Origin of the sequence: Paraburkholderia sp. BL10I2N1 (genome assembly GCF_004361815.1) — a bacterium.
Lineage (GTDB): Bacteria > Pseudomonadota > Gammaproteobacteria > Burkholderiales > Burkholderiaceae > Paraburkholderia.
The window spans coordinates 1,254,106-1,278,371 of record NZ_SNWA01000001.1; the positions used below are offsets into that span (position 1 = coordinate 1,254,106).

The following is a 24,266-nucleotide window of genomic DNA, read 5'->3' on the forward strand; positions in this document are numbered from 1 at the left end:
GGCAGCGAACGAATGTGAACTTGGGGGTACATGATTCTGTTTACCTCGTATGGCGAATGCGCGGATTCAACACGCCGTACAACAGATCAACGATCAGATTCACGAAGATCACCAGAGTCGCAATCATCAGGATCCCGCCCTGCACGACCGGATAGTCGCGCCGGCTGATCGCATCGATGAGCCATTTGCCGATGCCGGGCCATGAGAACAGCGTCTCGGTCAGCACCGCGCCTGCGAGCAGCGTCCCGACCTGGAGACCGATCACCGTCACCACGGGAATCAGCGCATTACGCAGCGCATGCACGATGATCACGCGTGCCGGCGCGAGCCCCTTCGCCCGCGCGGTGCGGATGTAGTCTTCGCGCAGCACCTCGAGCATCGACGAACGCGTCATCCGTGCGACGACAGCAAGCGGAATCGTGCCGAGCACGATGGCCGGCAGGATCAGATGGCTCACGGCCGACCTGAACGAGCCTTCGTCGGGAGCAAGCAGCGCGTCCACCAGCATGAAGCCGGTCACGTGCGGAATGTCGTATTCGACCGCGATCCGGCCAGACACCGGCGTCCAGCCGAGGTCGGCGGAAAACACCATGATGAGGATCAGCCCCCACCAGAAGATCGGCATCGAGTAGCCGGTGAGCGCCGTGCCCATCACGCCGTGATCGACCACGGTGCCACGTCTTAACGCAGCAAACACGCCCGCCGGCAGACCGACGATCAACGCGAACATCAATGCGCAGAACGACAGCTCGACAGTGGCGGGAAAGCGGGCAAGGAACTCGCCCATCACGCTCGTGTTGGTGATGATCGACATCCCAAGATTGCCATGCAGGGCGCGGCCGACGTAGTGGATGTACTGCATCGGCAGGGGCTCGTCGAGCCCGAGGCGGTGCAGCGCAGCAGCGTGCATCGCCGGATCGACCCCACGTTCGCCCATCATCACTTCGATGGGGTCGCCGGGGATCAGGTGTATCAGCGCAAACGCCAGAATGGTGATGCCGATGAAAGTCGGTATCACCATTCCGATGCGACGCAAAACGAATCGGAACATGGTTCGTCCCTCTGGTCGTGACTCTTGGATGAATGGAAAAAACGCAACCGGCGACGAGGGCTCGTGACCCCGGTCGCCGGACCATTTCGACCAGTTTTCTAATGGTACGAAAAGCTTACTGCGTCAGTATTACTTCACGCTAACACCATCAAAGCGCGCATAGCCGAGCGGCTCGATGCGCATGTCGACAACCTTCTTGCTGACCGGTTGGTACACCGTCGAGTGAGCCATCGGCGAGAACGGCAGTTCCTGCGCGAAGATCTTCTGTGCTTCCACATAGTGCTCCGTGCGCTGGGCGACATCCGACGTCGTGCGGCCCTTCTGGATCAGCTCGTCGAACGGCTTGTAGCACCACTTCGAGAAGTTGTTGCCATTGACCGCTTCGCAGCCGAGCAGCGTGCCGAGCCAGTTATCCGGATCGCCATTGTCGCCAGTCCAGCCGATCAGCATCGTGTCGTCTTCGCCAGCGTGCGCGCGCTTGATGTACTCGCCCCACTCATACGTGACGATCTTCGCCTTCACGCCGATCTTGGCCCAGTCGGCCTGGATCATTTCGGCCATCAGCCGTGCGTTCGGGTTGTACGCGCGCTGCACGGGCATCGCCCACAGCGTGAGCTCGAAACCATTCGCATAACCGGCCTTCGCGAGCAGGTCCTTCGCCTTCGCCGGATCGTACGGCAGGCTCTTCAGATCCTTGTAGAACGACCATTGCGTCGGCGGCATCGGATTGGTCGCCGGCTGGCCTGCGCCCTGGTACACCGACTCGATGATCGCCTTCTTGTTGATCGCCATGTCGAGCGCCTGACGCACTTCGAGCTTGTCGACCGGCTTGTGCGTCACGTTGTACGCGAGATAGCCGAGGTTGAAGCCCGGTTGCGACGGCATCGCGATGTTCGGCTCAGCCTTCAGCGGCGCGATGTCGGCCGGACGCGGATAGCTCATCACCTGGCATTCGTCGCGCTTGATCTTCTGCACGCGCACGCCGGCGTCCGGCGTAATCGAGAAGATCAGCTTCGAGATCTGCACGGCGCCCGGCTTCCAGTAGTCCGGATTGCCGTCGAAACGGATCGTCGCGTCCTTCGTGTAGCTGCGGAAAATGAACGGGCCCGTGCCGACCGGAGACTGGTTGATGTCGGCAGCCTTGCCGGCCTTCAGCAACTGGTCCGCATATTCCGCCGACAGGATCGACGCATATTCCATCGCCAGATTCTGGATGAACGGGGCGTTGACTTCCTTCAGCGTGAACTTGACCGTGTACGGGTCGACCTTTTCGACGCTGGTGATCAGCTTGTCGAGGCCCATATCGGTGAAGTACGGGAACTGCACCGGGTACGCCTTGCGGAACGGCTGGTTCGGATCCAGCATGCGCTGGAACGAGAACACGACGTCGTCCGCGTTGAATTCGCGCGTCGGTTTGAAGAACGACGTGGTCTGGAACTTCACACCGTGGCGCAGATGGAACGTATAGGTCTTGCCATCAGCGGAAACATCCCACTTTTCGGCGAGGCCGGGTTCGACCTTGGTGCCGCCGCGTTCGAATTCGACGAGGCGGTTATAGACGGTGAACGTGTTGGCCGTGAAATCCACGCCCGTGGTGTATTGGGCCGGATCGAAACCCGCGGGACTGCCTTCTGAGCAGTAAACCAGGGTCTTGTTCGGAATCCCGGCTGCGCCCGCAATATTGGACACGGCCATCGATGCCGCTGCGGCAGCGACGAGCGTGGTCAGACGCGCGGCGCGCAACAGTTTGTTTTGCTTCATGTTTCCTCCAGGTTCGGAACCGGCTCCCGCCGGTGTAGCGCGATATTACTTGAGCAAGGCTCACCCGAACAAGCGGAGGAAATTCCCTGTGTTCACGATCGGAATCACCGCTTGACACCGGTTGCTGCACTGCCGCAGCAGCCGGCATGAAGATTAGTGTGCGCCTTCGGAACAATAAAGGTCATTTTTTCACTTCAGGCCGACCGCCCGGAATTGTGCCGGCCCAAACGGATCGATCTTGAACGCAGCGATTAGCCTCTGCGCGAGTGAGTCCAGCCACCATGTGGGCTGCTGCGGGCGACGTTTCACCGGGCCGCAGCAGTCAGTCAGGGCGCATCGAGCAGCCATTGCGGCGCGACCGTATGCCTGGGTGTCTAGACGCCCAGGCGTTCGCAGATGGCCTTGGTGGCCGCCGCGCCATTGAGCGTATAGAAGTGCAGGCCCGGCACTTTCGCATCGACGAGCCGCTGACACAGGTTCGTCACGACATCGAGGCCGAATGCGCGGATCGCATCGCGGTCGTCGCCGAAGCTTTCCAGCCTGCGCGCGACCCAGCGCGGTACTTCGGCGCCGCACATCTCGGAGAAACGCATCAGTTGCGAGAAGTTCGTGATCGGCATGATGCCGGGCACGATCGGCACATCGACGCCCAGCTTGCGTGCGTCGTCAACAAAACGGAAGTACGCGTCCGCATTGAAGAAATACTGCGTGATCGCCGAATTCGCGCCGGCCTTCACCTTGCGCGCGAAGTTCTCCAGATCGGCCTTCGGCGAACGCGACTGCGGATGGTATTCCGGATAGGCGGCCACTTCGATACGAAACCAGTCGCCAAACTCGGAGCGGATGAAGCTCACCAGATCCGACGCGTAACGAAGCTCGCCCACTTCGCCCATGCCGGAGGGCAGGTCGCCGCGCAGTGCGACGATATGGCGGATGCCATGCGAGCGGTACTCGTTGAGGATCGCGCGCAGGCTTTCCTTCGACGAACCGATGCACGACAGGTGAGGCGCGGCTTCGATGCCGTCCTTCGCGATGTCGAGCACGGTATCGAGCGTGCCCTGCTGCGTCGAGCCGCCCGCACCGAACGTGCAGGACACAAACTTGGGCTTGAGCGGGGTCAGTTGCGCGCGGGTGGCTCGCAGCTTGTCGACGGCTTCCTGCGTCTTCGGCGGGAAGAATTCGAATGAGAGTTCGATCGGGTTCATGATTTACCAGGGTTGCCCGTCTTCAGGACGCCGTCAGCCGATGCTGCGGTTACCGAAGATCAGCGCGGACAGCAGCCACGAGACTATGCTGTACAGGATCGAGCCGAAAAATGCCGACCAGAAACCCGACACCTCGAAGCCCTTCAGCAGCGACGCGCACAGCCAGAAGCACAGCGCGTTGACGACCAGAATGAACAGTCCGAGCGTGATGATCGTGACGGGCAGCGTGAGCAGGATCAGCACCGGTCGCAACACGGCGTTGATGAGCCCAAGCACCAGCGCAATGATCAGTGCCGTGCCGAAACTGCGGATGTGAATCGACGGCACCAGATACGTGATGATCAGCAGGGCGAGCGCATTGATCAGCCAGGTCAGCAGCACAGTCATGTAGAGCTCCTTGTCAACGGGAAGTCCGGGATGAAATCCGGACTGGGCGGATTCGTGGGTCGCGCGAGCCGTGCTCCATGCGTGGGGTTCAGCGCCCATCACGCAGCGCGTCTTTTACGATGCGCGCTGCGTAATGGGACGCCCGGGACGCCCGGGACGCCCGCCGGCCGCATGCGTTCGAACTGCATTCAGCACGCGGCGGGCGGCGGCGGACTGAACCGCCGCATCCGCCATGGCGGCCGGCGCTTCGGGCCGCTTAGTAGCGATAGTGGTTCGGCTTGAACGGACCGCTCTTGTCGACGCCGATGTAGCCAGCCTGTTCGTCGGACAGCACGGTCAGGTTTGCGCCGATACGCGCCAGATGCAGACGCGCGACCTTTTCGTCGAGCTGCTTCGGCAACACGTACACCTTGTTCTCGTACTTGTCGCCCTGCGTGAACAGTTCGATCTGCGCGAGCGTCTGGTTCGTGAACGAGTTCGACATCACGAACGACGGGTGGCCCGTCGCGCAACCGAGGTTCACGAGGCGGCCTTCAGCCAGCAGGATCACGCGCTTGCCGTCCGGGAAGATGATGTGATCGACCTGCGGCTTGATGTTGTCCCACGTGTACTGACGCGTCGATGCAACGTCGATTTCCGAGTCGAAGTGACCGATGTTGCAGACGATCGCGTTGTGGCGCATCGCCTTCATGTGGTCGTGGCCGATCACGTGGTAGTTGCCGGTCGCGGTCACGAAGATGTCAGCCTTGTCGGCGGCGTATTCCATCGTCACGACGCGGTAGCCTTCCATGGCAGCCTGCAGCGCGCAGATCGGATCGATTTCCGTGACCCACACCGTCGCGCCCAGACCGCGCAGCGACTGCGCACAGCCCTTGCCCACATCGCCGTAACCAGCAACAACCGCGATCTTGCCGGCGATCATCACGTCGGTCGCGCGCTTGATGCCGTCGACGAGCGATTCACGGCAGCCATACAGGTTGTCGAACTTCGACTTCGTCACCGAATCGTTGACGTTGATCGCCGGGAACGGCAGACGACCTTCCTTCTCCATCTGGTACAGGCGGTGCACGCCGGTCGTGGTTTCTTCGGTGACGCCCTGGATGTGCTTGAGGCGCGTCGAGTACCACACCGGATCGGCATCCAGATGACGGGCGATCGACTTGTACAGCGCCACTTCTTCCTCGTTGGTCGGCTTTGCGATCACCGAGCGGTCCTGCTCGGCCTTCGAGCCGAGGATCAGCAGCAACGTGGCGTCGCCGCCGTCGTCGAGGATCATGTTGGCGAATTCGCCGTTCGGCCATTCGAAGATGCGGTGCGAGTATTCCCAGTATTCGTCGAGCGTTTCGCCCTTGTATGCGAACACCGGCGTGCCGCCCTTGGCGATCGCCGCGGCGGCGTGGTCCTGGGTCGAGAAGATGTTGCACGATGCCCAGCGGACGTCGGCGCCGAGCGCCTTCAGTGTCTCGATCAGCACGCCGGTCTGGATCGTCATGTGCAGCGAGCCCGCCACGCGTGCGCCCTTCAGCGGTTGCTGCGCCTTGTACTCGTCACGGATCTGCACGAGGCCGGGCATTTCCGTCTCGGCGATGTTGAGTTCCTTGCGGCCCCAGTCGGCGAGCGACAGGTCGGCAACGATGAAGTCCTTGGAATCTTTGGAATCGTAAACTGCGGCGTTCATCACGCCCTCCTTTCTAAAATTGACTAGAAATTTGACGTGAGCGCGGTTCGATGCGGTGGATGGAAAGCGCGTGGCGCATTCTAGCCGTCCGATTGAAGCCTCCGAGCCTGGCGGGCGGCATGCGAACGCAGATTCGCTGTGCCCGTCGCAACGCTCCTCGAAGACGAACGGCGATTGTAGCAAATCGAGATGGATTCGGGATGTCTGAAATGCGGGGGGAACGCGTGGCTTATTGCGCTGCCGCAACCGACGCTTCGTCAGACTGGCAAAAAGCCCAGCGCCGGCGCGAGCAGCACCATCACGACACCAGCGATCATCATCGTCAGGCTGGCGACGACGCCCTCCTCGCTGCCCAGTTCGCGCGCCTTCGCCGTGCCCACACCGTGGGCCGCCGCGCCGAACAGCGCGCCGCGCGCGAGGCGCGTGCGCAGCGGCACGAGCGCCAGCACGATTTCGCCGAACAGCATCCCGCAGACGCCCGTCGCAATCACGAAGAGCGCCGTCAGGTCCTTCGGCGCGCCGATCTTGTCGGAGACTGCAAGAGCGAACGGCGTGGACACCGAGCGCGTCATCAGGCTGCGCTGAAGTTCAGGGGACAGGTGCAACAGCCTGGCCAGCGCAAGCGACCCGCCCACCGCGACGATGATCCCGACCGTCACGCCGACCGTCAGCGAAATCCAGTGCCGTTTCATCAGGTCGCGGTATTCGTAGATCGGCACCGCGAACGCGACCGTGGCGGGGCCGAGCAGCCACATCAACCAGCGCGTGTCCTCGAAATAGACCGGATACGGAATATGCGCGGCCAGCACGATCACTGCCAGCACCACCGGCACGGCGAGAAGCGGCGTCAGCCAGGGCCTCCTGAAGCGCGCGTACAGGCGCTTCGAGGCGAAATAGAGCGCGACCGTCAGCACGAGGCAGCCGGCCGCGATCAGCGGTGAAGCGTCATCAGCGAAAAGGGAGGAATAGAAGGCGTTCATGAGCGGGACTGTAGGCGTCACATCACGTCACATCACGCCACATCAGGCGCGAGCGGCGTGGCGCGTGACCAGCACGCGACGCAGCGCAAGACGGCGTTCGAGCCGCGCGGCCTGCTCGACGGCGAACGCCACCGCCACCATCACCATCAGCGTGCCCGCGACGACCACCACGGCGAGACGCCAGCCGTCTTCCTTGAAGAGGCCACCGTATTGCACCGCCGCGACCGCTGCGGGAATAAAGAAGAGCAGCATGTCGGACAGCAGCCAGTCGGCGCCGGCCTTGATCCAGCGCGACGGCAGGCCGCCGCAGAACAGCAGCGCGAGCAAGGCGGCGAGGCCGACCACGCCGCCCGGTACCGGCAATCCAAGCCGACGCACCAGCAAATCGGCGACGTACCATACGCCAGCCAGCGCAGTACTCTGGAGCGCGATCCGGGCGACACGGACCACGCCCGCGGACGCAGCTTGAGTCGAAAAACGTGTCGTCATGGCAATCCCCAGGTGGACTTTTGATGAAAGTGAGTATAGGTTGCACCGCAACATAAATATAATGACTTAACATCATTCACTTCATTCCAATCTGGAATCGAGGAGCCGTTGACCGTGGAACTGCGCGCCCTGCGTTATTTTGTTGAAGTCGTTCGTCAGCAAAGCTTCACCGTCGCGGCCGAGCAGATGTTCGTCACGCAGCCGACCATCAGCAAGATGGTGAAGTCGCTGGAAGACGAAATCGGCTCCCCGCTGCTGCTGCGCGATGGCCGCCAGATGGTCCTCACCGACGCCGGCCGGATCGTCTACCAGCGCGGTCAGGACGTGCTGGCCGCACACGCGCAGTTGCAGGCCGAGCTGAACGATCTCGGCACGCTAGGCAGCGGCGAAGTGACCATCGGTATTCCGCCGATGGGCGGCTCGCTTTTCACGCCCGCGATCGCCGCCTTCCGGCAGCGCTACCCGAAAATCGACCTGAAGCTGTTCGAGCAGGGTTCGCGGGCGATCGAAGCCGCACTGATCAGCGGTGAACTGGAACTGGGCGGCGTGCTGCTGCCCGTCGATCCGGAGATGATCGACGTGCTGCCGGTTACCCGCCAGGTGCTGTGGCTCGTCGCACGCCACGCTTCGCGCTGGGACGACCTGCGCGAGGTGCCGCTTGCAGTGCTCGCGATGGAGCCGTTCGTGTTTTACGGCGAAAGTCTCGCGCTCAACGACGTCGTGCTGAACGCCTGCCGGCAGGCCGGCTTCGCGCCGACCATCGTCGGACGCAGCGGACATTGGGATTTCATGGCGGCGCTGGTGCAGGCGGGCGTCGGCATCGCGCTCTTGCCCGCGCCTTACTGCCGGCGACTCGACGCGACGCAGTTCACCTGCCGGCCGGTCGTCGAACCGGAAATTCCGTGGGAAATGGCGATCGGCTGGCGGCGCAACGGCTATCTGTCGCACGCGGCACGCGCGTGGCTCGACGTCGCCCGCGAGACGCTGCCGGGCCAGGCCGGCAGCGATTTCATGCATGCGCCAATGCCCGATAATGCCGAACCAGCGGCGAGCCAGCTAGCCGATCACACGCCCAAATGAAACATGCCGCCCGGCTCAGGCCGACCGGCATGTTGACGAACAGGTTGCGTTCCGTGTGAGGGCCAACCTCGATCAGTGCGATCGAGGCATCGGGACAACTGTCCGCAAGCCGGCCTGCCCAGCGCACAGCCGCCTGAGCCCTGCACCGACAATGATGTAGTCGTATTGCATCCGCTCCTCCTTAGGCGGGTCGCGTTGTTCGCGAACCCTGTCTCGTGCACACTCGTCCACGTGTGCTGACGCGCATTGTAGGGACGCGATCGCGCGCGAAACGGCTTCGCATCAGAGCGATCCCTCTAAACGAAACCCGCGCCGCACCCTATGATAAAAAGTTGTCGCCTGCCTTCAGGCTGAGAGCGTGACCTTCAGACGTAGCGGAAAGCGTGGCGCAAAACGCGCCGCCCATCGTTGCGCGACACAGCAGGCGCCGATAAAACAAACCATGCCGGCGCGCATCCGGTGAATGGAGACAGCAGATGGAATCGCACTGCCCCGGCAAGACGCATGACGTGACCAACCAGGTCCCGCCGCTTGCGGACTACAACCTGTTCGAAAGCGATGCCGCTCTCGCCGCCGCTGTCGATCGCGACGGCGCGGGCTGGCACCGCGACGCATTGCAGCGCTACGGCGCCGCGCTCACGACGCCGGACATCCTCGCCCTCGCCGACCTCGCAAACCGTCACACGCCCGAACTCTTCACGCATTCACCGCGCGGCGAACGCATCGACGCGCTGGAGTTTCATCCTTCATGGCATACGTTGCTCGCGTTGCTGCGGCGCGAAGGGCTGCTTGCGCTGCCTTTTTCAGATCCGCAGCGCGGCGCGATGGCCGCGCGCTGCGCTGGCTACTATCTGCATGCGCAGCTTGAATCGGGTTCGCTGTGTCCGCTAACGATGACCTTCGCCAGCATTCCGGTGCTGCAACGTGAGCCCGCGCTTTTTGAAACGTTGCGCGACAAGCTCTACACCCGCCAGCACGATCCGCGCGACCTGCCGCTTGCGCAGAAAGCGTCGATGATGATCGGCATGGGAATGACCGAGAAACAGGGCGGCTCGGACGTGCGCAGCAACCAGACCCGCGCGTTCGCGGCGGGCAACGGCAGCGGTCGTGGCGCGCCATACCGGCTCGTCGGGCACAAATGGTTTTTCTCGGCGCCGCAGTGCGACGCGCATCTGGTGCTTGCGCGCACCGGCGATCACGAAGGCCTGTCGTGCTTCTTCGTGCCGCGCTTCGCGCCCGACGGCAGCAAAAACGCGGTGCAGATCCAGCGCCTCAAGAACAAGCTCGGCAACCGCTCCAACGCAAGCGGCGAAGTCGAATTTCTCGACGCATACGGCATGCTGATCGGCGACGAAGGACGCGGCGTGCCCACCATCATCGAGATGGCGAACTACACGCGGCTCGACTGCGTGATCGGCAGCGCGGGGCTCATGCGCGCCGCGCTCGTGCAGGCGATCCATCACGCGCGGCATCGCAGCGCATTCGGCCGGCATCTTGCCGACCAGCCGCTGATGCGCAACGTGCTGGCCGACCTCGCGCTCGAATCCGAAGCGGCGACTGTCCTGTTCATGCGCCTCGCTCGCGCCTTCGAAGACGCCGCGAACGCGCCCGAAGAGCGTGCGTGGCGGCGCATCGTCACACCGGCGGCGAAGTACTGGGTGTGCAAGCGCGCGCTCGAATTCACCGGCGAAGCGATGGAGGTCTGGGGCGGCAACGGCTACGTCGAAGAAGGCCCGATGGCGCGCTTCTATCGAGAAGCGCCGGTCAATTCGATCTGGGAAGGCTCGGGCAACGTGATGTGCCTCGACGTGCTGCGTGCGATGGAGCGCGAGCCCGAAGCGGCACAGGCGCTCTTCGCCGCGTGGCGCAGCACGGCGCAGGTGCATCCCGCTCTGGGGGCGGCGCTCGACCGGCTTGCCGCCGCACTCAGCAGCGCACCCGATCTGCGCGAGGCCGCAGCGCGCCGCATCGCCCAGTCGATCGTTCTCATCGCTCAGGCGACCTTGCTCGTTGAGCACGCACCGGCGCAAGCCGCGGATGCTTTCATCGCGACGCGGCTCGCCGACGGCTGCGGCGAAAGCGGGCGCGTATACGGCACGCTGCCGGCCGCGTTCGACCACGCGATGATCATCGCCCGCGCGTTTGCAGCTTGATCGTCCGCGTCGCGCGTAGTGTCGACGCAGGTTCAGATACGGCAAACGCGACCATACGCGTACTGACTCCAGGATGGGGGCTCATGAAAAACGATCTACCTGACGTGGCCGCGCTCGAAGCGCTGCTGCGCGAACAGCGGAACGCGTACCTGCGTGCGCCTTATCCGTCGTGGGAGACACGCGCCGCGCATCTGAGGGCGCTGCTCAGGATGCTGCTCGATCACCGCGACGCGCTGGCCGATGCCATCAGCGCGGATTTCGGCAATCGCGCGAAGCAGGAGGTGTTGCTCGCTGAATTCCTGCTCGTGAAGAATGAGATCGACGGCGCGCTGCGTCACGGCAGGCGCTGGATGAAGGCGCAGCGACGCAGCACCAACAAATGGCTGTTGCCGGCGCGTGTGAAAGTCGTGCCGCAGCCGCTTGGCGTAGTCGGCATCATCGCGCCGTGGAATTATCCCGTGCTGCTCGCCGCCGGTCCGCTCATCAGCGCGCTCACGGCAGGCAACCGCGCGATCATCAAGATGTCGGAGCTGACGCCGCGCACCTCGGCGCTCTTCGAGCAACTGATCGCACAGACCTTCGCGCGCGATCATGTGGCGGTCGTCAACGGCGACGCCGCGTTTGCCGCCGCCTTCAGCACGCAGCCATTCGATCACCTGCTCTTCACCGGTTCGACGCAGGTGGGCCGTCACGTCATGCGCGCCGCCGCCGACAACCTCACACCCGTCACGCTCGAACTGGGCGGTAAGTCGCCGGCGATCGTCGGACCGCACGCGCGCTTCGACTACGCGGTGGCGAACCTCGTCACCGGCAAGACGCTCAACGCGTGTCAAACCTGCGTGGCGCCTGACTATGTGCTGGTGCCGCGCGGCAAGGAGCAGGCGTTCATCGACCGCGCCCGCGTGCAGATGAAGAAGCTGTACCCCGACTTCGCCCGCAACCGCGATTACACGACGATCATCAGCGCGCGTCATTTCGAGCGCCTGCAGCGGCTCGCCGAGGAAGCGCAGGCGTGCGGCGCACAGCTGCATCCGCTAGCCGACCTTCCCGGCGCACCCGGGAGCGGGCTGTGCGATCCCGACACGCGCCGCTTTCCGCTCGTTGCCATAACGAACGCACCCGACGAATCGGCCCTGATGCAGGAGGAAATCTTTGGTCCGCTGCTGCCTGTCGTCCCCTACGACACACTCGATGACGCGATCGCCTACATCAACGCGCGGCCGAGGCCCCTCTCGCTCTATCTCTACGACGACGACGCCGCGACGATCGAACGCGTGACGCACGAAACGGTTGCGGGCGGCATGGCCGTCAACGAAACGCTGATGCATCTCGCGTGCGAGAGCCTGCCGTTTGGCGGCGTCGGCGCGAGCGGGATGGGCGCGTATCACGGCCACGAAGGCTTCGTGACGTTTTCGAAGATGAAACCCGTGTTGCAGCAGGCGCGCCTGAACGCGCGCGCCCTGGTCGCGCCGCCCTACGGCAGGGTGTTCAACGTGCTGATCAGGCTGATGATGCGGTTCTAGTCCGCGCAGGCCATGCCGCGCGGCCCGGGTTAGCGCGCCGCGCCGCCGCTTCCGCTTTCCGGTGTGCCCGATGTCGTTTCGACGACAGTTGCAGGCTCGGCGCCGGGCGCATCGTCGGCCGCGCCGCTTTCCAGCCGGTGCAGCCACGCCAGCAGTTCCGCGACCGCCTGATACAGCTGCGGCGGAATCCTCGTGTCGAGGTCGACCTGCATCAGCAACGACACCATCTCCGGCGCCTCGTGCACATACAGGCCGGCCTCTTTGGCCCGCTGCACGATCATGTCCGCGACGAGACCGTAGCCCTTCGCCACCACGCGCGGCGCAGCGTCGCCCAACTGCGAATCGTAGACGAGCGCCGCCGCGCTCCGGCGATGCGTGCGGCTCATGACAGGTCCCAGTCGTAATCTGTGGCGCCCTGCGTGCCGGCCCCCCCTCTATGCCGGGCGGCGGATGCGGCTGTCGCTTCGTCGCCGGCGGCGGCCGAGCGTGCATAGGCCGTTGTGGCCTGCGCCGCCGCTGCCGCCGCAGACGTCCCGACTGCCGGCGCACCACCGCCGATTTCGCGGATCGACAGCCCATTCAGTTCGATGCCGGCTGCGGCAAGCCGCTGGCGAAACGTTTCGCCTTGCGCCGCGAGCCGCGCCGCGCCGCCCGGGTTCGCCTGCACCCGCACCGCGAGTTGTGTGCCGGTGAGCGTCAGTTCGGCGTCGACGGTGCCGAGCGATGGCAGCGACAAGGTCAGCCGCGTGCGCCACGGATACGGCTCGTCCGTCTCGACACCCTTCCCGCCACGATGCCACTCGTCGCCTTCCTGCTGGATCGTCCAGTCGAGCCGCGCGCCGGGCCAGGCTTCGCCAGTCCAGCGGAATTCACCGGTGGCAAGCAGATCGAGTTGCTGCCGCACAAGCGGAACCGTCGCCGGATGAATCGCGGGCGCGGCAGACTGCTGCGGGGGTGCATCATGAGTGTCGAGGCCGAGCGGATCGCTGGCGGCCCCATGCACCGACGAGCGGGACGACGAGGAGCCTGAAAACGCCGTGTTGCCCACGGAATTGACTGTCGCAAAGCGTGCTGCCTGCGACTGCGGACCATCCGGCGCGCCTCGGACGTTCGCCGTACCAGCGGCAGCCGGATTCTGACCGAGTCCGGCTGCCGCCCTCGCCTGGGACCCCGCACCGCTTGACCATGGCTGCGCCGAAGCATCCGCATCGGCATTCCAGTCGAGCGGCAATTGCGCCGCCGCGTCGACCAGACGGTTTTGCGGCTCGCCGGCGAGCGACGCAGGCGTGCGCTGCCCCGACAGCCATTGCGCGAGATGCGATTCGTAGAACAGTCCGCTTTCGACGACCGTCTGCCTAAGTGCCGCAGCCAGCGCCACGACAGGCAGCGGCGAAGCCACCACGCTGGTCGCCGCCGCGCCTGCCGCCGCACTCATGGCCGCCCCGGCCTGCGGCGCTGTGCCTGCCGTTGCCGTTGCTGAAGCGTCGGTCGTCAGCGTATCGAAGAGCGGCAACGGCTCGGCCAGCGCGACATCCAGCGCCGGCGCCGCCGGCCACACCGGTATCTGGCCGACGACGGCAGGTGTCGCATCGCCACCAGAGCGCACGATGGCGTCAAGCGTCAGGGCGACGGCGGACAGCGCGGTCTGCGCGGAAGCGGGTGGAGTGGAAGATGTGTCAGGCAACGCCCCGCCACGGGCGACGGGCGTATCGACGCTCAGCGCGGAAGCGCCCGTCTGCGACGCCGTGGCATCAGCGCGCGCGCCGATCGAGAGCAGGCTGTCGACGCGGCTTGTCAGCACAGAAGCCACCGCCGTGTCGATTCCGTTCATGCCGATTCCTCTCGCGCACGATTCGCGCGTGTCCACCGGCGGCGGACTGGCCCCGATGATGCGGGTCGAAAAAACGCGCTCAGCGCGCCCGATAAAGTTCCTTCAGCACGCAGGCGGGACGGGACGCCGCGAACAACGCCGACAGCTTCGCCATGCGCGGATTCGCCAGGTCGCGGATAGCGGCGTCGTCGGCGAGAATCTGGCGGATCAGGTCAAACTTGCGCGCCCGTTCCCCATCGTCCAGCTTGACGCAGGCTTCCGCGCTCTTGAGCGCCTCAACCAGGTGGCGATACTCGTCCTGAAGCCCGACCAGATCGTTCCAGAGGGCGTTGCGGGCTGCCACCAACATGCGGCCGGAAATCACTGCGATCGCCTCGTAGCGGGCGAAATATTCTGCGTTCGAAGTCATCTCATGCTTTCCGCGGACGACTGTGTCGCCATCCGCGCGATCTCCGGGGCAATCCCCATCCAGGCTTCTTCGAGCGTGGCCAGCAAGCCGTCGACTTCGACGAGCATGGCCTCGCTCTGTTTCAGGTTGGCCTCGAACAGGCGCCGCGTCATGTATCTATAAAGCGCGTCCAGCCGCTCCGCGATTTCGCCGCCCACTTCCACGTTCAACGCCTCCTGCAAACCGCCCCCGATGATCTGGATCGCCTTGGTGATCGCCTCCCCGCGCGCCGCGATATTGCCCTGCTGCAGGTGCATGCGCGCCAGAGCGATGGCCTTCCGGGCGCCCTGATACAGCATCGCGATCAGACGATGCGGACTCGCGCCCATCACCCCGGTCTCGACTCCGACGCGTGCGTAGGCATTGGCTCCAGAGTGGGCTGCGGAAAACATCGGCGCTCCTCCTGTTTGATGCAGATTGCGGGTTGGTTAGCGGGCCGCTGGTGCGCGTTGCCGTGCATCAGCATGCATGCCTGTATCCCGGTTATCGGAAAGCTCGCGCAAAGCTTTAGCCCGCAGGAGGAATGGCTCAGTGCGTAACAGGGCGAGCGGCCGGCCTGGCGGCCCCCTGGGCCGCTGCACCCTGGTGGCGCAGGCGACTTGTGGCAACGCCGCCGCACACGCAAAAACGCGCAGCGCGCAACTGGCTCAAACGGCCGTCTGCATGATCTCGTTGTAGGCCGTGACGAGCTTGTTGCGCACCTGCAGGCCGAACTGGAAGCCGAGGTTGGCCTTCTGCATATCGACCATCACGTCGTTCAGCGACACGTTCGATGCGCCGATTTCGAACGCGTGCGCCTCGCCGAGGGAGGTTTGCTGGTCGTTGCTGATCTTGTCGATCGAGGTTTTCAGAGCCGAGGCAAAGCCGCCAGCCGTCGCCGCGCCGGAGCTGGACGCCGCCGGGGCGGTTCCGCCGGCAGCCTGCGCCGCCATTGACTGCATCTGCGCAAGCGCCGACGAAAGCGCATTCACGGGCAAAGTCATGTTGTCTCCATAAGAGGGAAAAGCGACGCGGCAAGGCCTGCCGATCTGGACGAAAGCATAGCAGCGGGCATTTTTCGAAAGACTTGAAAGTAGGGGTGAAACCCCGCTCTATTCGACCAATCAGGTTGCATCCTGGTGGGGATAATCCCTAACGTGAAAGTGTCTGCTCCTGCGCCCGTCGGCCTGACGCGGCGGCCGGCAGCAGAACGCAAGGCATCCCCGGAGATACCCGACGCATGGATTCGTCAGCCAACTCTTTGATCAACCCCGACGCCCGCATGGGGCTCGCCGGCGCGCAAACTGGCGCGGGCGGCGCCGGCCAGCCTGGTGCAGCGGACCTCGGTGGGGGTTTTGGCCAGCGCCTGTCAGCGTTCCCAAGCTCGCTCACGCAGATGCGCGGCAATCCGCGGGCGCCGCTGATCTTCGCCGTCGCGCTGCTGGTTGCGATCGTCGCGGGTCTCGTGCTCTGGTCGCGCGCGCCGGACTACAAGGTGCTCTACAGCAATCTGTCGGACCGCGACGGCGGCGCGATCATCACCGCGCTCCAGGCTGCCAACATCCCCTACAAGTTCAGCGATTCCGGTGGCGCGATCCTCGTGCCCGCCGAACAGGTTCACGAAATGCGCCTGCGGCTCGCCTCGCAGGGGCTGCCCAAAGCCGGTTCCGTCGGCTTCGAGCTGATGGACAACCAGAAGTTCGGCATCAGCCAGTTCGCCGAGCAGATCAACTACCAGCGCGCCCTCGAAGGCGAACTCCAGCAGACCATCGAGTCGATTTCCGCGGTGAAGTCGTCGCGCGTGCACCTCGCGATTCCGAAGCCCTCCGTGTTCGTGCGCGACCACGAAGCGCCGTCGGCCTCAGTGCTCGTCAACCTGTACCCGGGCCGCACGCTCGACGAAGGCCAGGTGGTCGCGATCACCCATATGGTTTCGTCGGCGGTGGCCGACATGCCGGTGCGCAACGTCACGATCGTCGACCAGGACGGCAACCTGCTGACGCAGACCGCGTCCGGCACCGGTCTCGACGCGAGTCAGCTCAAGTTTGTCCAGCAGATCGAGCGCAACACGCAGCAGCGCATCGACGCGATCCTCGCCCCGCTGTTCGGCGCCGGCAACGCGCACTCGCAGGTGAGCGCCGACGTCGATTTCGCCAAGGTCGAGCAGACGTCCGAAAAGTACGGCCCGAACGCGACGCCGGACCAGGCTGCGATCCGCAGCCAGCAAACCAGCACGGCCACGGAAATGACGCAGGGCGGCGCCTCGGGCGTGCCGGGCGCGTTGTCCAACCAGCCGCCGCAGCCGGCATCCGCGCCGGTCGTCGCGAGCGCCAGCGGCGCGAGCAGCGTGGCCACGACGCCGGTCAGCGACCGTAAGGACCAGACCACCAACTACGAGCTCGACAAGACCGTGCGCCACTATGAGCAGCCGATGGGCGGCATCAAGCGGCTGTCGGTGGCGGTGGTGGTCAACTATCAGCGCCAGGTCGACGCCAGGGGTCACGCGACGATGCAGCCGATGTCCGCCGACAAGCTCGCGCAGGTCAACCAGTTGGTGAAGGACGCAATGGGTTACGACGCGAGCCGCGGCGACTCGGTGAACGTGGTCAACAGCGCGTTCACGACCGAGGTCGACCCGAATGCCGACCTGCCGTGGTGGCGCACGCCGGAGATGATCGCGCTCGCAAAACAGGTCGCGACGTATCTGGGCATCGGTGCGGTGGCCCTGTTCCTCTACTTCGTGATGGTTCGCCCGGCGCTGCGCCGCGCGTTTCCGCCGCCGCAACCGCCTGTCGCCGCGCTGCAGTCGCCGGACGAGCCGATGCTGCTCGACGGCCTGCCCTCGCCCGACAAAACGGTCGCCGAAGTGGAAGAGGAAAACAACCTGCTCTCGTTCGAAAATGAGAAGCATAAATATGAGCGGAACCTGGAATTCGCACGCAACATCGCGCGCCAGGATCCGAAGATCGTAGCGACTGTCGTCAAGAACTGGGTGTCCGATGAGCGCTGAAGGCGTAGTGAAAAGCGCGCTCCTGCTGATGTCGATCGGCGAGGAGGAGGCCGCGCAGGTGTTCAAGTTCCTCGGCCCGCGCGAGGTGCAGAAGATCGGCGTCGCGATGGCGGCCCTGAAGAACATCACGCGCGAGCAGATCGACGAGGTGCTGCAGGAATTCGTCAAGGAAGCGGAACAGCACACTGCGCTCTCGCTCGATTCGAGCGACTACATCCGCTCGGTGCTGACCAAGGCGCTCGGCGACGACAAGGCCGGCGCGATCATCGACCGGATCCTGCAAGGCAGCGACACGAGCGGCATCGAAGGCCTCAAGTGGATGGATTCGGCCGCGGTCGCCGAACTGATCAAGAACGAGCACCCGCAGATCATCGCGACGATTCTGGTCCACCTGGATCGGGATCAGGCTTCCGAGATCGTTGCCAACTTCACCGAGCGGCTGCGTAACGACGTGCTGCTGCGGATCGCGACGCTCGACGGCATCCAGCCGGCCGCGCTGCGCGAACTGGACGATGTCCTGACAGGCCTGCTGTCCGGTAGCGACAACCTCAAGCGCAGCCCGATGGGCGGCATCCGCACGGCGGCGGAAATTCTCAACTTCATGTCGAGCGGCCACGAGGAATCGGTGCTCGAAAACGTCCGCCAGTACGATACGGAACTCGCGCAGAAGATCATCGACCAGATGTTCGTGTTCGAAAACCTGCTCGACCTCGAAGACCGCGCGATCCAGTTGCTGCTGAAGGAAGTCGAGTCCGAATCGCTGATCATTTCGCTGAAGGGCGCGCCGCCTGCCCTGCGCCAGAAGTTCCTGTCGAACATGTCGCAGCGCGCCGCGGAACTGCTCGCGGAAGACCTGGACGCGCGTGGCCCGGTACGCGTCTCGGACGTCGAGACGCAGCAGCGCCGCATCCTGCAGGTCGTGCGCAACCTGGCCGAAAGCGGCCAGATCGCGCTAGGCGGCAAGGCGGAAGACGCATATGTCTGATCAGAACTCCACGCGCAAGGAGAGCCACTCGGCCTACCAGCGCTGGGAGATGGCCTCGTTCGACCCGGTGCCGGAACCGGAACCGGTCGACGAAGGCGCTTTCGAAGCCGAACTGGAGCGCCTGCGCGACGCCGCGCACGCGCAGGGTGTCGCATCCGGCCATGTGGCGGGTCAGGCGCTCGGCTATCAGGCGGGCTACGAACAGGGTTACGCGCAGGGTCTCGAGCAGGGCCGCGTCGAAGCGCGCGCGGAAGGCATGCGCCTTGCCGCGATTGCCGACACGTTCTCGGCCGCACTCGGCGGCGCACAGGGCGAGATCGCCGACACGCTCGTGGCGCTGGCGCTCGACATCGCGCAGCAGGTGGTCCGTCAGCACGTGCAGCACGACCCCGCCGCACTGATCGCCGTCGCGCGCGAGGTGCTGGCGACCGAGCCCGCCCTCGTCGGCGCACCGAGTCTGATCGTGAGCCCGGCGGACCTGCCGGTCGTCGAAGCCTATCTGCTTGAGGAGCTTCAGGCCCGCGGCTGGACCGTGCGCACTGATCCGATGGTCGAGCGCGGCGGTTGCCGGGCGCATGCCGGCACCGGCGAAGTGGATGCCGGCATCGGCACCCGCTGGGAACGCGTCGCCGCGGCACTGGGCAAGGTGAGCACGTGGTGAAGCCGACCCTTCAGGAGATCGAAGCCAGCGACCTGACGCCGCTCGAACGCGAGCTGGCGCTGGCGTCGTTCGGCGCGCCCGAAACGCTGCCGCCCGCGAAACCCGCCGCCGCCGCGGCAAGTCGCGAGTCAGCGCCGGTTTTCAGGCCGGATCCCGCGCTGCTGCAGAATCCGCATTTTCAGGCCTGGCGCGCGCACCTCGACGGCCTGCGCGCCCGCAACGCCATCGCGCGGCCGCTGCGCGGCTGCGGGCGCCTCACGCGCGCCGCCGGGCTCGTGCTCGAAGCGGTTGGCCTGCGTCTTTCAGTGGGCGCGGAAGTGATGATCGAACTGCCGCCCGGTAGTCCGATCGCCATGGCCGAAGCGGAGGTCGTCGGCTTTGCGGGCGACAGGCTGTTCCTGATGCCGACCACCGAAGTCCACGGCCTGTTGCCCGGCGCGCGCGTCTATCCGCTTGAAAGCGCGCCGATCGCCGATCCGATGGCGGGCGCGAAGCGTCTGCCGGTCGGCTGGGAACTGCTGGGGCGTGTCGTCGATGCGGCCGGCCGGCCGCTCGACAGTCTCGGCCCGCTCAGCGCGGCGGCCGATGCGCCGCTGTCGGCGCCGTCGATCAATCCGCTGCGCCGCGAGCCGATCCACAAGGTGCTCGACGTCGGCGTGCGTGCGATCAATGCGCTGCTGACCGTCGGCCGTGGCCAGCGCATGGGTCTCTTTGCCGGCTCAGGCGTCGGCAAGTCGGTGCTGCTCGGCACGATGGCCCGCTATACCAGCGCCGAAGTGATCGTGATCGGCCTGATCGGCGAACGCGGCCGCGAAGTGAAGGAATTCATCGAACAGATTCTCGGCGAGGAAGGTCTCGCGCGCTCGGTCGTGGTTGCCGCGCCGGCCGACGTGTCGCCGCTCCTGCGCATGCAGGGCGCGGCTTATGCAACGTCGCTCGCCGAATACTTTCGCGATCAGGGCAAGCACGTCCTGCTGCTGATGGATTCGCTAACCCGCTATGCGATGGCGCAGCGCGAGATCGCCCTCGCCGTCGGCGAACCGCCGGCAACTAAGGGTTATCCGCCGTCGGTGTTCGCGAAGCTGCCGGCCCTCGTCGAACGGACCGGCAATGGCCCGGAAGGTGGCGGCTCCATCACCGCTTTCTATACTGTACTGACTGAAGGCGACGACCAGCAGGATCCGATCGCCGATTCGGCACGCGCGATCCTCGACGGCCACATCGTGCTGTCACGCACACTCGCCGAAGCCGGCCATTATCCGGCCATCGATATCGAGGCCTCGATCAGCCGCGCGATGACCGCGCTGATCGACGACGCGCACCTCGACCGGACGCGTCTTTTCAAGCAGATGCTGTCGCGCTATCAGCGCAATCGCGACCTGATCAACGTCGGTGCCTATTCGAGTGGTCGCGACGCGGTGCTCGATCGTGCAATTGCGCTGTATCCGAGGATGGAAGCGTTCCTGCAACAGGGCTATCGCGAAAGCGCTGGCTTCGAGTCGAGCGTAGCCATGCTTGACTCGCTGTTCGAATAAGGAGTGGACAGATGTCGAAGCATTTTCCGATCAAGACGCTGATTGGTCTCGCGCAGGACGACGTCGACGTCGCCGCCCAACGGCTCGCACGTGTGCAGCGCGAGCGCAACGACGTGGAAGCGCAGCTGAATTCGCTGATCCAGTATCGCGACGAGTACCACGCGCGCTTTACGGCCACCGCCCAATCCGGGATGCCTGCCGGCAACATGCGCAACTTCCAGGCGTTCATCGACACGCTCGATGCCGCCATCGACCAGCAACGCAAGCTCCTCGTCACCGCGACGGCACGGGTCGAAGCGGCCAGGCCCGAATGGCAGCGCCAGAAGCAGAAGCTCGGCTCGTTTGAAGTCTTGCAGGCACGCGGCGAAGCCGTTGAAGCAAAGCAGACCGCGCGGCGCGAGCAGCGCGACGCCGACGAACACGCGGCAAGAATTCTCCGGATGCGAGTGGAAGGCGTCTGACGCGCCCGCGCATGACTGACTGATACGAACGGATACACGAACGAGAGATAAGGTATGTCGCCTCTTTCACTGATCAACTCGCTGCTCGGCACGGCCAGCGGCACGTCGTCCAGCGGCTCCCCGGCGAGCTCAAGCGCGCTGCCGTTTGCGCAGACGCTGCAACAGAGCATCGATTCGCAAAACAACGCGGCACGGGCGAGCGCCAGTGCGTTGCAAAACGCGTCGTCCTCGTCATCATCGTCGGCGGCTTCGTCTTCGGATTCGTCGCCGGATTCGTCGAGCGTGCACGATGTGTCGTCGCCGGACAACTCGTCGAACAGCGCGGACGCGGCCGGCAGCAAGCAGTCCTCGGACAGCACGACGGCGGCGAACCCATCGACGGGCAGCACGCAGCAAACCTCCGGCAACGACAGCGGCAACCCGGCTGGCGGCACGACGTCGAAGCCGCAGCAGGATGCGAACACGCAGGCGACAGCGCCCACTACGGCTGCTGCGGCGGCAACCGCAGCGGCGGCGGCTGCCGCACAGGCACAGGCGCAGGCGAGCGCCGCGGCAACCACGGCGGCCACGGACGCATTGCCGGCCGACCCGGCTGCGACGGCTCCGGCCACCACGCCCGTCGCATCGACTCCGGTCAGCGGCACGAATCTCGGCAAGAAGATCGCGTCACTCGATCCGAAAGCGGTTCAGGACGGTTTGCAGGCAGCGCTGGCGGCGCTGGCGAGCGGCCAGGGCGCAGCGGCGACGCCAGCGACCACCGCCGCTACGGCGGGCACTGCGACGGCTGGCAGCGCGGACGCGACGGGGCTTGGCGGGCGCGGTGCTGGCGCGAGCGCGGGCCTGACACCGGGCGCGAAGCTTGCCGATGGAAAGGGCGGGTTGGGCGACAACGTGAAGTCGACGGTATCGAACGCCGCTGTGGCGGCGACGCCTGATGCACTCGGCGGGGGCAACGCTGGCGAGGCGCTGGCGGCCGCGAATACCGGCAATGGACAGGCCAGTTTTGCGACGCTGAAGGACGCCGCCGACTCCGCGCAAGCGGCGCTCGCCGCGACTCAGGCGGCATCTGCGGCGGCCGCCTCGAACGCCGTGTCGCCGACGACCAATCCGAACGCCATCGCGGCGGCCAGCACGACGCTGACCCCACAGGTCGGCACGCCCGACTGGGACGAAGCGCTGAGCCAGAAAGTCGTGTTTCTTTCGAATGCACACCAGCAGACGGCCGAACTGACCTTGAACCCGAAGGATCTCGGACCGCTACAGGTCGTGCTGCAAGTTGCCGATAACCATGCACATGCGTTGTTTGTTTCGCAGCATCAGCAGGTACGGGAGGCGGTGGAAGCTGCGCTTCCGAAGCTTCGCGAAGCGATGGAGCAAGGGGGGATTGGGCTTGGCAGCGCGAGTGTGAGTGATGGGTTTGCGAGGCAGACTGCCCAGCAGGGGCAAGATGGGGGTTCTGCTTTCTCCTCGCGGGGCGGTAGGGGTGGTGCTGGCGGCGCCAGTGCGGGTTCTGATGGCGCTGTCAGTGTTGCTGATGTGCCTGTTCGGCGAACTGTTGGGTTGGTTGATACTTTTGCCTGATTTTTTTGCTGTATTTTTAGTTTGTGTTTTTTTGGTTGTCTACCTGGTTTGTTGGCCTTTCCCTGTTTTGCTTTTGGTTTATTGGCGTCGCCCCTGTGCGGGGTAGCACCTACTTTTCTTTGTCCCCCAAGGGGACTTCCTTCGGGGCGTCTTCCAAAGAAAAGTAGGCAAAAGAAAGGCGCTTCGAAAATTTATCTGTTCCCGGTGTGTGACTCACGGGGAACGGCAACCCATGAAGTGTCGCCCTCGCAGGGGACGCGACATTGGTCCGACGCCAGACCGTCCCTCGCGCAGTGCCGCTTGTGACAAAGGGCTCGTTCATCCCGCTCCGCACTACGTGCGTCACGGATGGGTTCTTCCGGCAGGGTGCCGTTTGCACCCCAGCGGTTTGCCCCGCTCCGCGTCGAGTTGGTAGGGAAGCCTGACGAAGTGGCGAGGCGGCAAGGCGGGGGTTATGCCGGTCGGCGACGCGCGTAGCGCGGAGTCGGATGGATGAATGCTTTGTCACACGCGGCACTGCGCGAGGGACGGTCTGGCGTCGGGCCAATGTCGGGTCCCCTGTGAGGGCGACACTTCATGGAGTGCCATTCCCCGCTAGCGACACACCTTGACGAGGTGAGTTTTCGAAGCGCCTTTCTTTTGCCTACTTTTCTTTGGAAGACGCCCCGAAGGAAGTCCCCTGGGGGGACAAAGAAAAGTAGGTGCCGCCCCGCACAGGGGCAACGCCAATAAACCAGAAGCAAAACAAGGAAAGGCACCACCCCAAGCAAACAACAACAAACAAAAACAACAACAAACAAAAACCCCCGCCGGCAGGCTCAAACACATGAGCTAACCAGAATAACCCCTTCTTTTCGACCCATCGCAAACCCGTAAGAAACCTGAGAATTCACCTTACAGAATTGAGGCAATCAAAAACCCCATGGCAACCACGACCGCAAACCAGCAAGCCAGCGCGCAGCCGTCCTCACCGGGCCTGATGAAGCGCATCATCGTGATCCTGCTGATCGTACTGGTCGCCGCTGGTGCGGCCGGAGCGGCCACCTGGTTCTTCATGTCCAGAAGCGCCCCGGCGCAAGCCGCCTCCACATCGCCGGCAGCACCGGCGCCCAGCCCGATCCCGGTGTTCTTCCCGCTCGAGCCGATGACCGTGAATCTCCAGTCCGACGACGGCCAGCAGCACTATCTGCGCATCGGCCTCACGCTCAAGCTCAACGATCAGCAGACTCAGCAACACCTCGCCGAACACATGCCGGAAATCCGCAGCCGTGTCCTGCTCGCACTGTCGAACAAACATCCGGAAGAACTCGCGCCGCTCGAAGGCAAGCACGCGCTCGCCAAAGAACTCGAAACGCTGATCGAGCAGCCGACCGAAACGGGCGCTCAGCCAGTACACGTCGCCGATGTGCTGTTCACCGAGTTCGTCGTGCAGTGACGCCGGTTCACGCGACTGCCATCATTAACCGAC

22 protein-coding genes and 1 riboswitch are annotated in these 24,266 nt (G+C 64.6%); of the genes, 10 read left to right on the plus strand and 12 right to left on the minus strand.

The features are described 5' to 3' along the window. Positions 1-40: 40 nt before the first annotated feature. The 7 genes from B0G77_RS05940 to B0G77_RS05970 all read right to left on the minus strand — a co-directional run bounded on the left by B0G77_RS05940 (position 41) and on the right by B0G77_RS05970 (position 7,551). Positions 41-1,051, minus strand: a complete 1,011-nt coding sequence (locus B0G77_RS05940) for an ABC transporter permease subunit (RefSeq protein WP_133661272.1) — start codon at positions 1,049-1,051, stop codon at positions 41-43. 129 nt (positions 1,052-1,180) lie between these two features. Further along, positions 1,181-2,812, minus strand: coding sequence for an ABC transporter substrate-binding protein (locus B0G77_RS05945; protein ID WP_133661273.1), 1,632 nt, complete (start codon positions 2,810-2,812; stop codon positions 1,181-1,183). A 374-nt stretch (positions 2,813-3,186) separates the two neighbouring features. Further along, positions 3,187-4,017, minus strand: a complete 831-nt coding sequence (metF, locus tag B0G77_RS05950) for a methylenetetrahydrofolate reductase [NAD(P)H] (protein ID WP_133661274.1) — start codon at positions 4,015-4,017, stop codon at positions 3,187-3,189. 33 nt (positions 4,018-4,050) lie between these two features. Continuing rightward, positions 4,051-4,404 carry a phage holin family protein gene (locus B0G77_RS05955; RefSeq protein WP_133661275.1) on the minus strand — a complete coding sequence of 118 codons (354 nt, stop codon included), beginning with the start codon at positions 4,402-4,404 and terminating at the stop codon, positions 4,051-4,053. Between the two features lie 256 nt (positions 4,405-4,660). Further along, positions 4,661-6,082, minus strand: a complete 1,422-nt coding sequence (gene ahcY, locus B0G77_RS05960) for an adenosylhomocysteinase (RefSeq protein ID WP_133661276.1) — start codon at positions 6,080-6,082, stop codon at positions 4,661-4,663. A gap of 31 nt (positions 6,083-6,113) precedes the next feature. Then, positions 6,114-6,247, minus strand: a riboswitch (S-adenosyl-L-homocysteine riboswitch). A 92-nt stretch (positions 6,248-6,339) separates the two neighbouring features. Further along, positions 6,340-7,062, minus strand: a complete 723-nt coding sequence (locus tag B0G77_RS05965; protein WP_133661277.1) for an LrgB family protein — start codon at positions 7,060-7,062, stop codon at positions 6,340-6,342. Positions 7,063-7,104: 42 nt separating this feature from the next. After that, complete coding sequence (locus B0G77_RS05970; protein WP_133661278.1) at positions 7,105-7,551, minus strand: CidA/LrgA family protein; 447 nt, start codon at positions 7,549-7,551, stop codon at positions 7,105-7,107. Between the two features lie 114 nt (positions 7,552-7,665). On the opposite strand from B0G77_RS05970, the gene B0G77_RS05975 reads away from it, so the two are divergent. The 3 genes from B0G77_RS05975 to B0G77_RS05985 all read left to right on the plus strand — a co-directional run bounded on the left by B0G77_RS05975 (position 7,666) and on the right by B0G77_RS05985 (position 12,307). Beyond that, positions 7,666-8,631 (plus strand): LysR family transcriptional regulator, encoded by a 966-nt coding sequence (locus tag B0G77_RS05975; protein ID WP_133661279.1) that lies wholly within the window; start codon positions 7,666-7,668, stop codon positions 8,629-8,631. Between the two features lie 476 nt (positions 8,632-9,107). Then, positions 9,108-10,784, plus strand: a complete 1,677-nt coding sequence (locus B0G77_RS05980) for an isovaleryl-CoA dehydrogenase (protein ID WP_133661280.1) — start codon at positions 9,108-9,110, stop codon at positions 10,782-10,784. 83 nt (positions 10,785-10,867) lie between these two features. Continuing rightward, positions 10,868-12,307, plus strand: a complete 1,440-nt coding sequence (locus B0G77_RS05985; protein ID WP_133661281.1) for a coniferyl aldehyde dehydrogenase — start codon at positions 10,868-10,870, stop codon at positions 12,305-12,307. A gap of 29 nt (positions 12,308-12,336) precedes the next feature. Here B0G77_RS05985 and B0G77_RS05990 read toward each other — a convergent pair whose 3' ends face one another. The 5 genes from B0G77_RS05990 to fliE form a co-directional block, all read right to left on the minus strand. Further along, positions 12,337-12,693 carry an EscU/YscU/HrcU family type III secretion system export apparatus switch protein gene (locus B0G77_RS05990; protein WP_243750940.1) on the minus strand — a complete coding sequence of 119 codons (357 nt, stop codon included), beginning with the start codon at positions 12,691-12,693 and terminating at the stop codon, positions 12,337-12,339. Continuing rightward, complete coding sequence (locus tag B0G77_RS05995) at positions 12,690-14,138, minus strand: flagellar hook-length control protein FliK (RefSeq protein ID WP_133661282.1); 1,449 nt, start codon at positions 14,136-14,138, stop codon at positions 12,690-12,692. Before B0G77_RS05995 ends, B0G77_RS05990 begins: the two co-directional genes overlap by 4 nt. Before the next feature lie 79 nt (positions 14,139-14,217). Next, a complete protein-coding gene (locus B0G77_RS06000; RefSeq protein ID WP_133661283.1) occupies positions 14,218-14,547 on the minus strand; it encodes a flagellar protein FliT in 330 nt (109 codons plus the stop codon). After that, positions 14,544-14,978 (minus strand): flagellar export chaperone FliS, encoded by a 435-nt coding sequence (fliS, locus tag B0G77_RS06005; RefSeq protein WP_133661284.1) that lies wholly within the window; start codon positions 14,976-14,978, stop codon positions 14,544-14,546. Before fliS ends, B0G77_RS06000 begins: the two co-directional genes overlap by 4 nt. A gap of 255 nt (positions 14,979-15,233) precedes the next feature. Continuing rightward, positions 15,234-15,569, minus strand: a complete 336-nt coding sequence (gene fliE / locus B0G77_RS06010; protein ID WP_133661285.1) for a flagellar hook-basal body complex protein FliE — start codon at positions 15,567-15,569, stop codon at positions 15,234-15,236. Between the two features lie 236 nt (positions 15,570-15,805). On the opposite strand from fliE, the gene fliF reads away from it, so the two are divergent. The 7 genes from fliF (at position 15,806) to fliL (ending at position 24,233) form a co-directional block, all read left to right on the plus strand. Next, positions 15,806-17,575 (plus strand): flagellar basal-body MS-ring/collar protein FliF, encoded by a 1,770-nt coding sequence (fliF, locus tag B0G77_RS06015; RefSeq protein ID WP_133661286.1) that lies wholly within the window; start codon positions 15,806-15,808, stop codon positions 17,573-17,575. Further along, positions 17,565-18,560 carry a flagellar motor switch protein FliG gene (fliG, locus tag B0G77_RS06020; RefSeq protein WP_133661287.1) on the plus strand — a complete coding sequence of 332 codons (996 nt, stop codon included), beginning with the start codon at positions 17,565-17,567 and terminating at the stop codon, positions 18,558-18,560. Before fliF ends, fliG begins: the two co-directional genes overlap by 11 nt. Next, entirely contained in the window at positions 18,553-19,221 is a 669-nt protein-coding gene (gene fliH, locus B0G77_RS06025) for a flagellar assembly protein FliH (protein ID WP_133661288.1), read from the plus strand. The genes fliG and fliH overlap by 8 nt, the downstream gene beginning before the upstream one ends. Continuing rightward, complete coding sequence (gene fliI, locus B0G77_RS06030; protein ID WP_133661289.1) at positions 19,215-20,756, plus strand: flagellar protein export ATPase FliI; 1,542 nt, start codon at positions 19,215-19,217, stop codon at positions 20,754-20,756. The genes fliH and fliI overlap by 7 nt, the downstream gene beginning before the upstream one ends. An 11-nt stretch (positions 20,757-20,767) precedes the next feature. After that, positions 20,768-21,217 carry a flagellar export protein FliJ gene (gene fliJ, locus B0G77_RS06035; RefSeq protein ID WP_133661290.1) on the plus strand — a complete coding sequence of 150 codons (450 nt, stop codon included), beginning with the start codon at positions 20,768-20,770 and terminating at the stop codon, positions 21,215-21,217. 54 nt (positions 21,218-21,271) lie between these two features. Beyond that, positions 21,272-22,798, plus strand: coding sequence for a flagellar hook-length control protein FliK (locus tag B0G77_RS06040; protein WP_133661291.1), 1,527 nt, complete (start codon positions 21,272-21,274; stop codon positions 22,796-22,798). Between the two features lie 922 nt (positions 22,799-23,720). Then, the gene (fliL, locus tag B0G77_RS06045) at positions 23,721-24,233 is read left to right on the plus strand and encodes a flagellar basal body-associated protein FliL (protein WP_133661292.1); all 513 of its coding nucleotides are present in this window, start codon (positions 23,721-23,723) and stop codon (positions 24,231-24,233) included. Positions 24,234-24,266 lie beyond the last annotated feature (33 nt).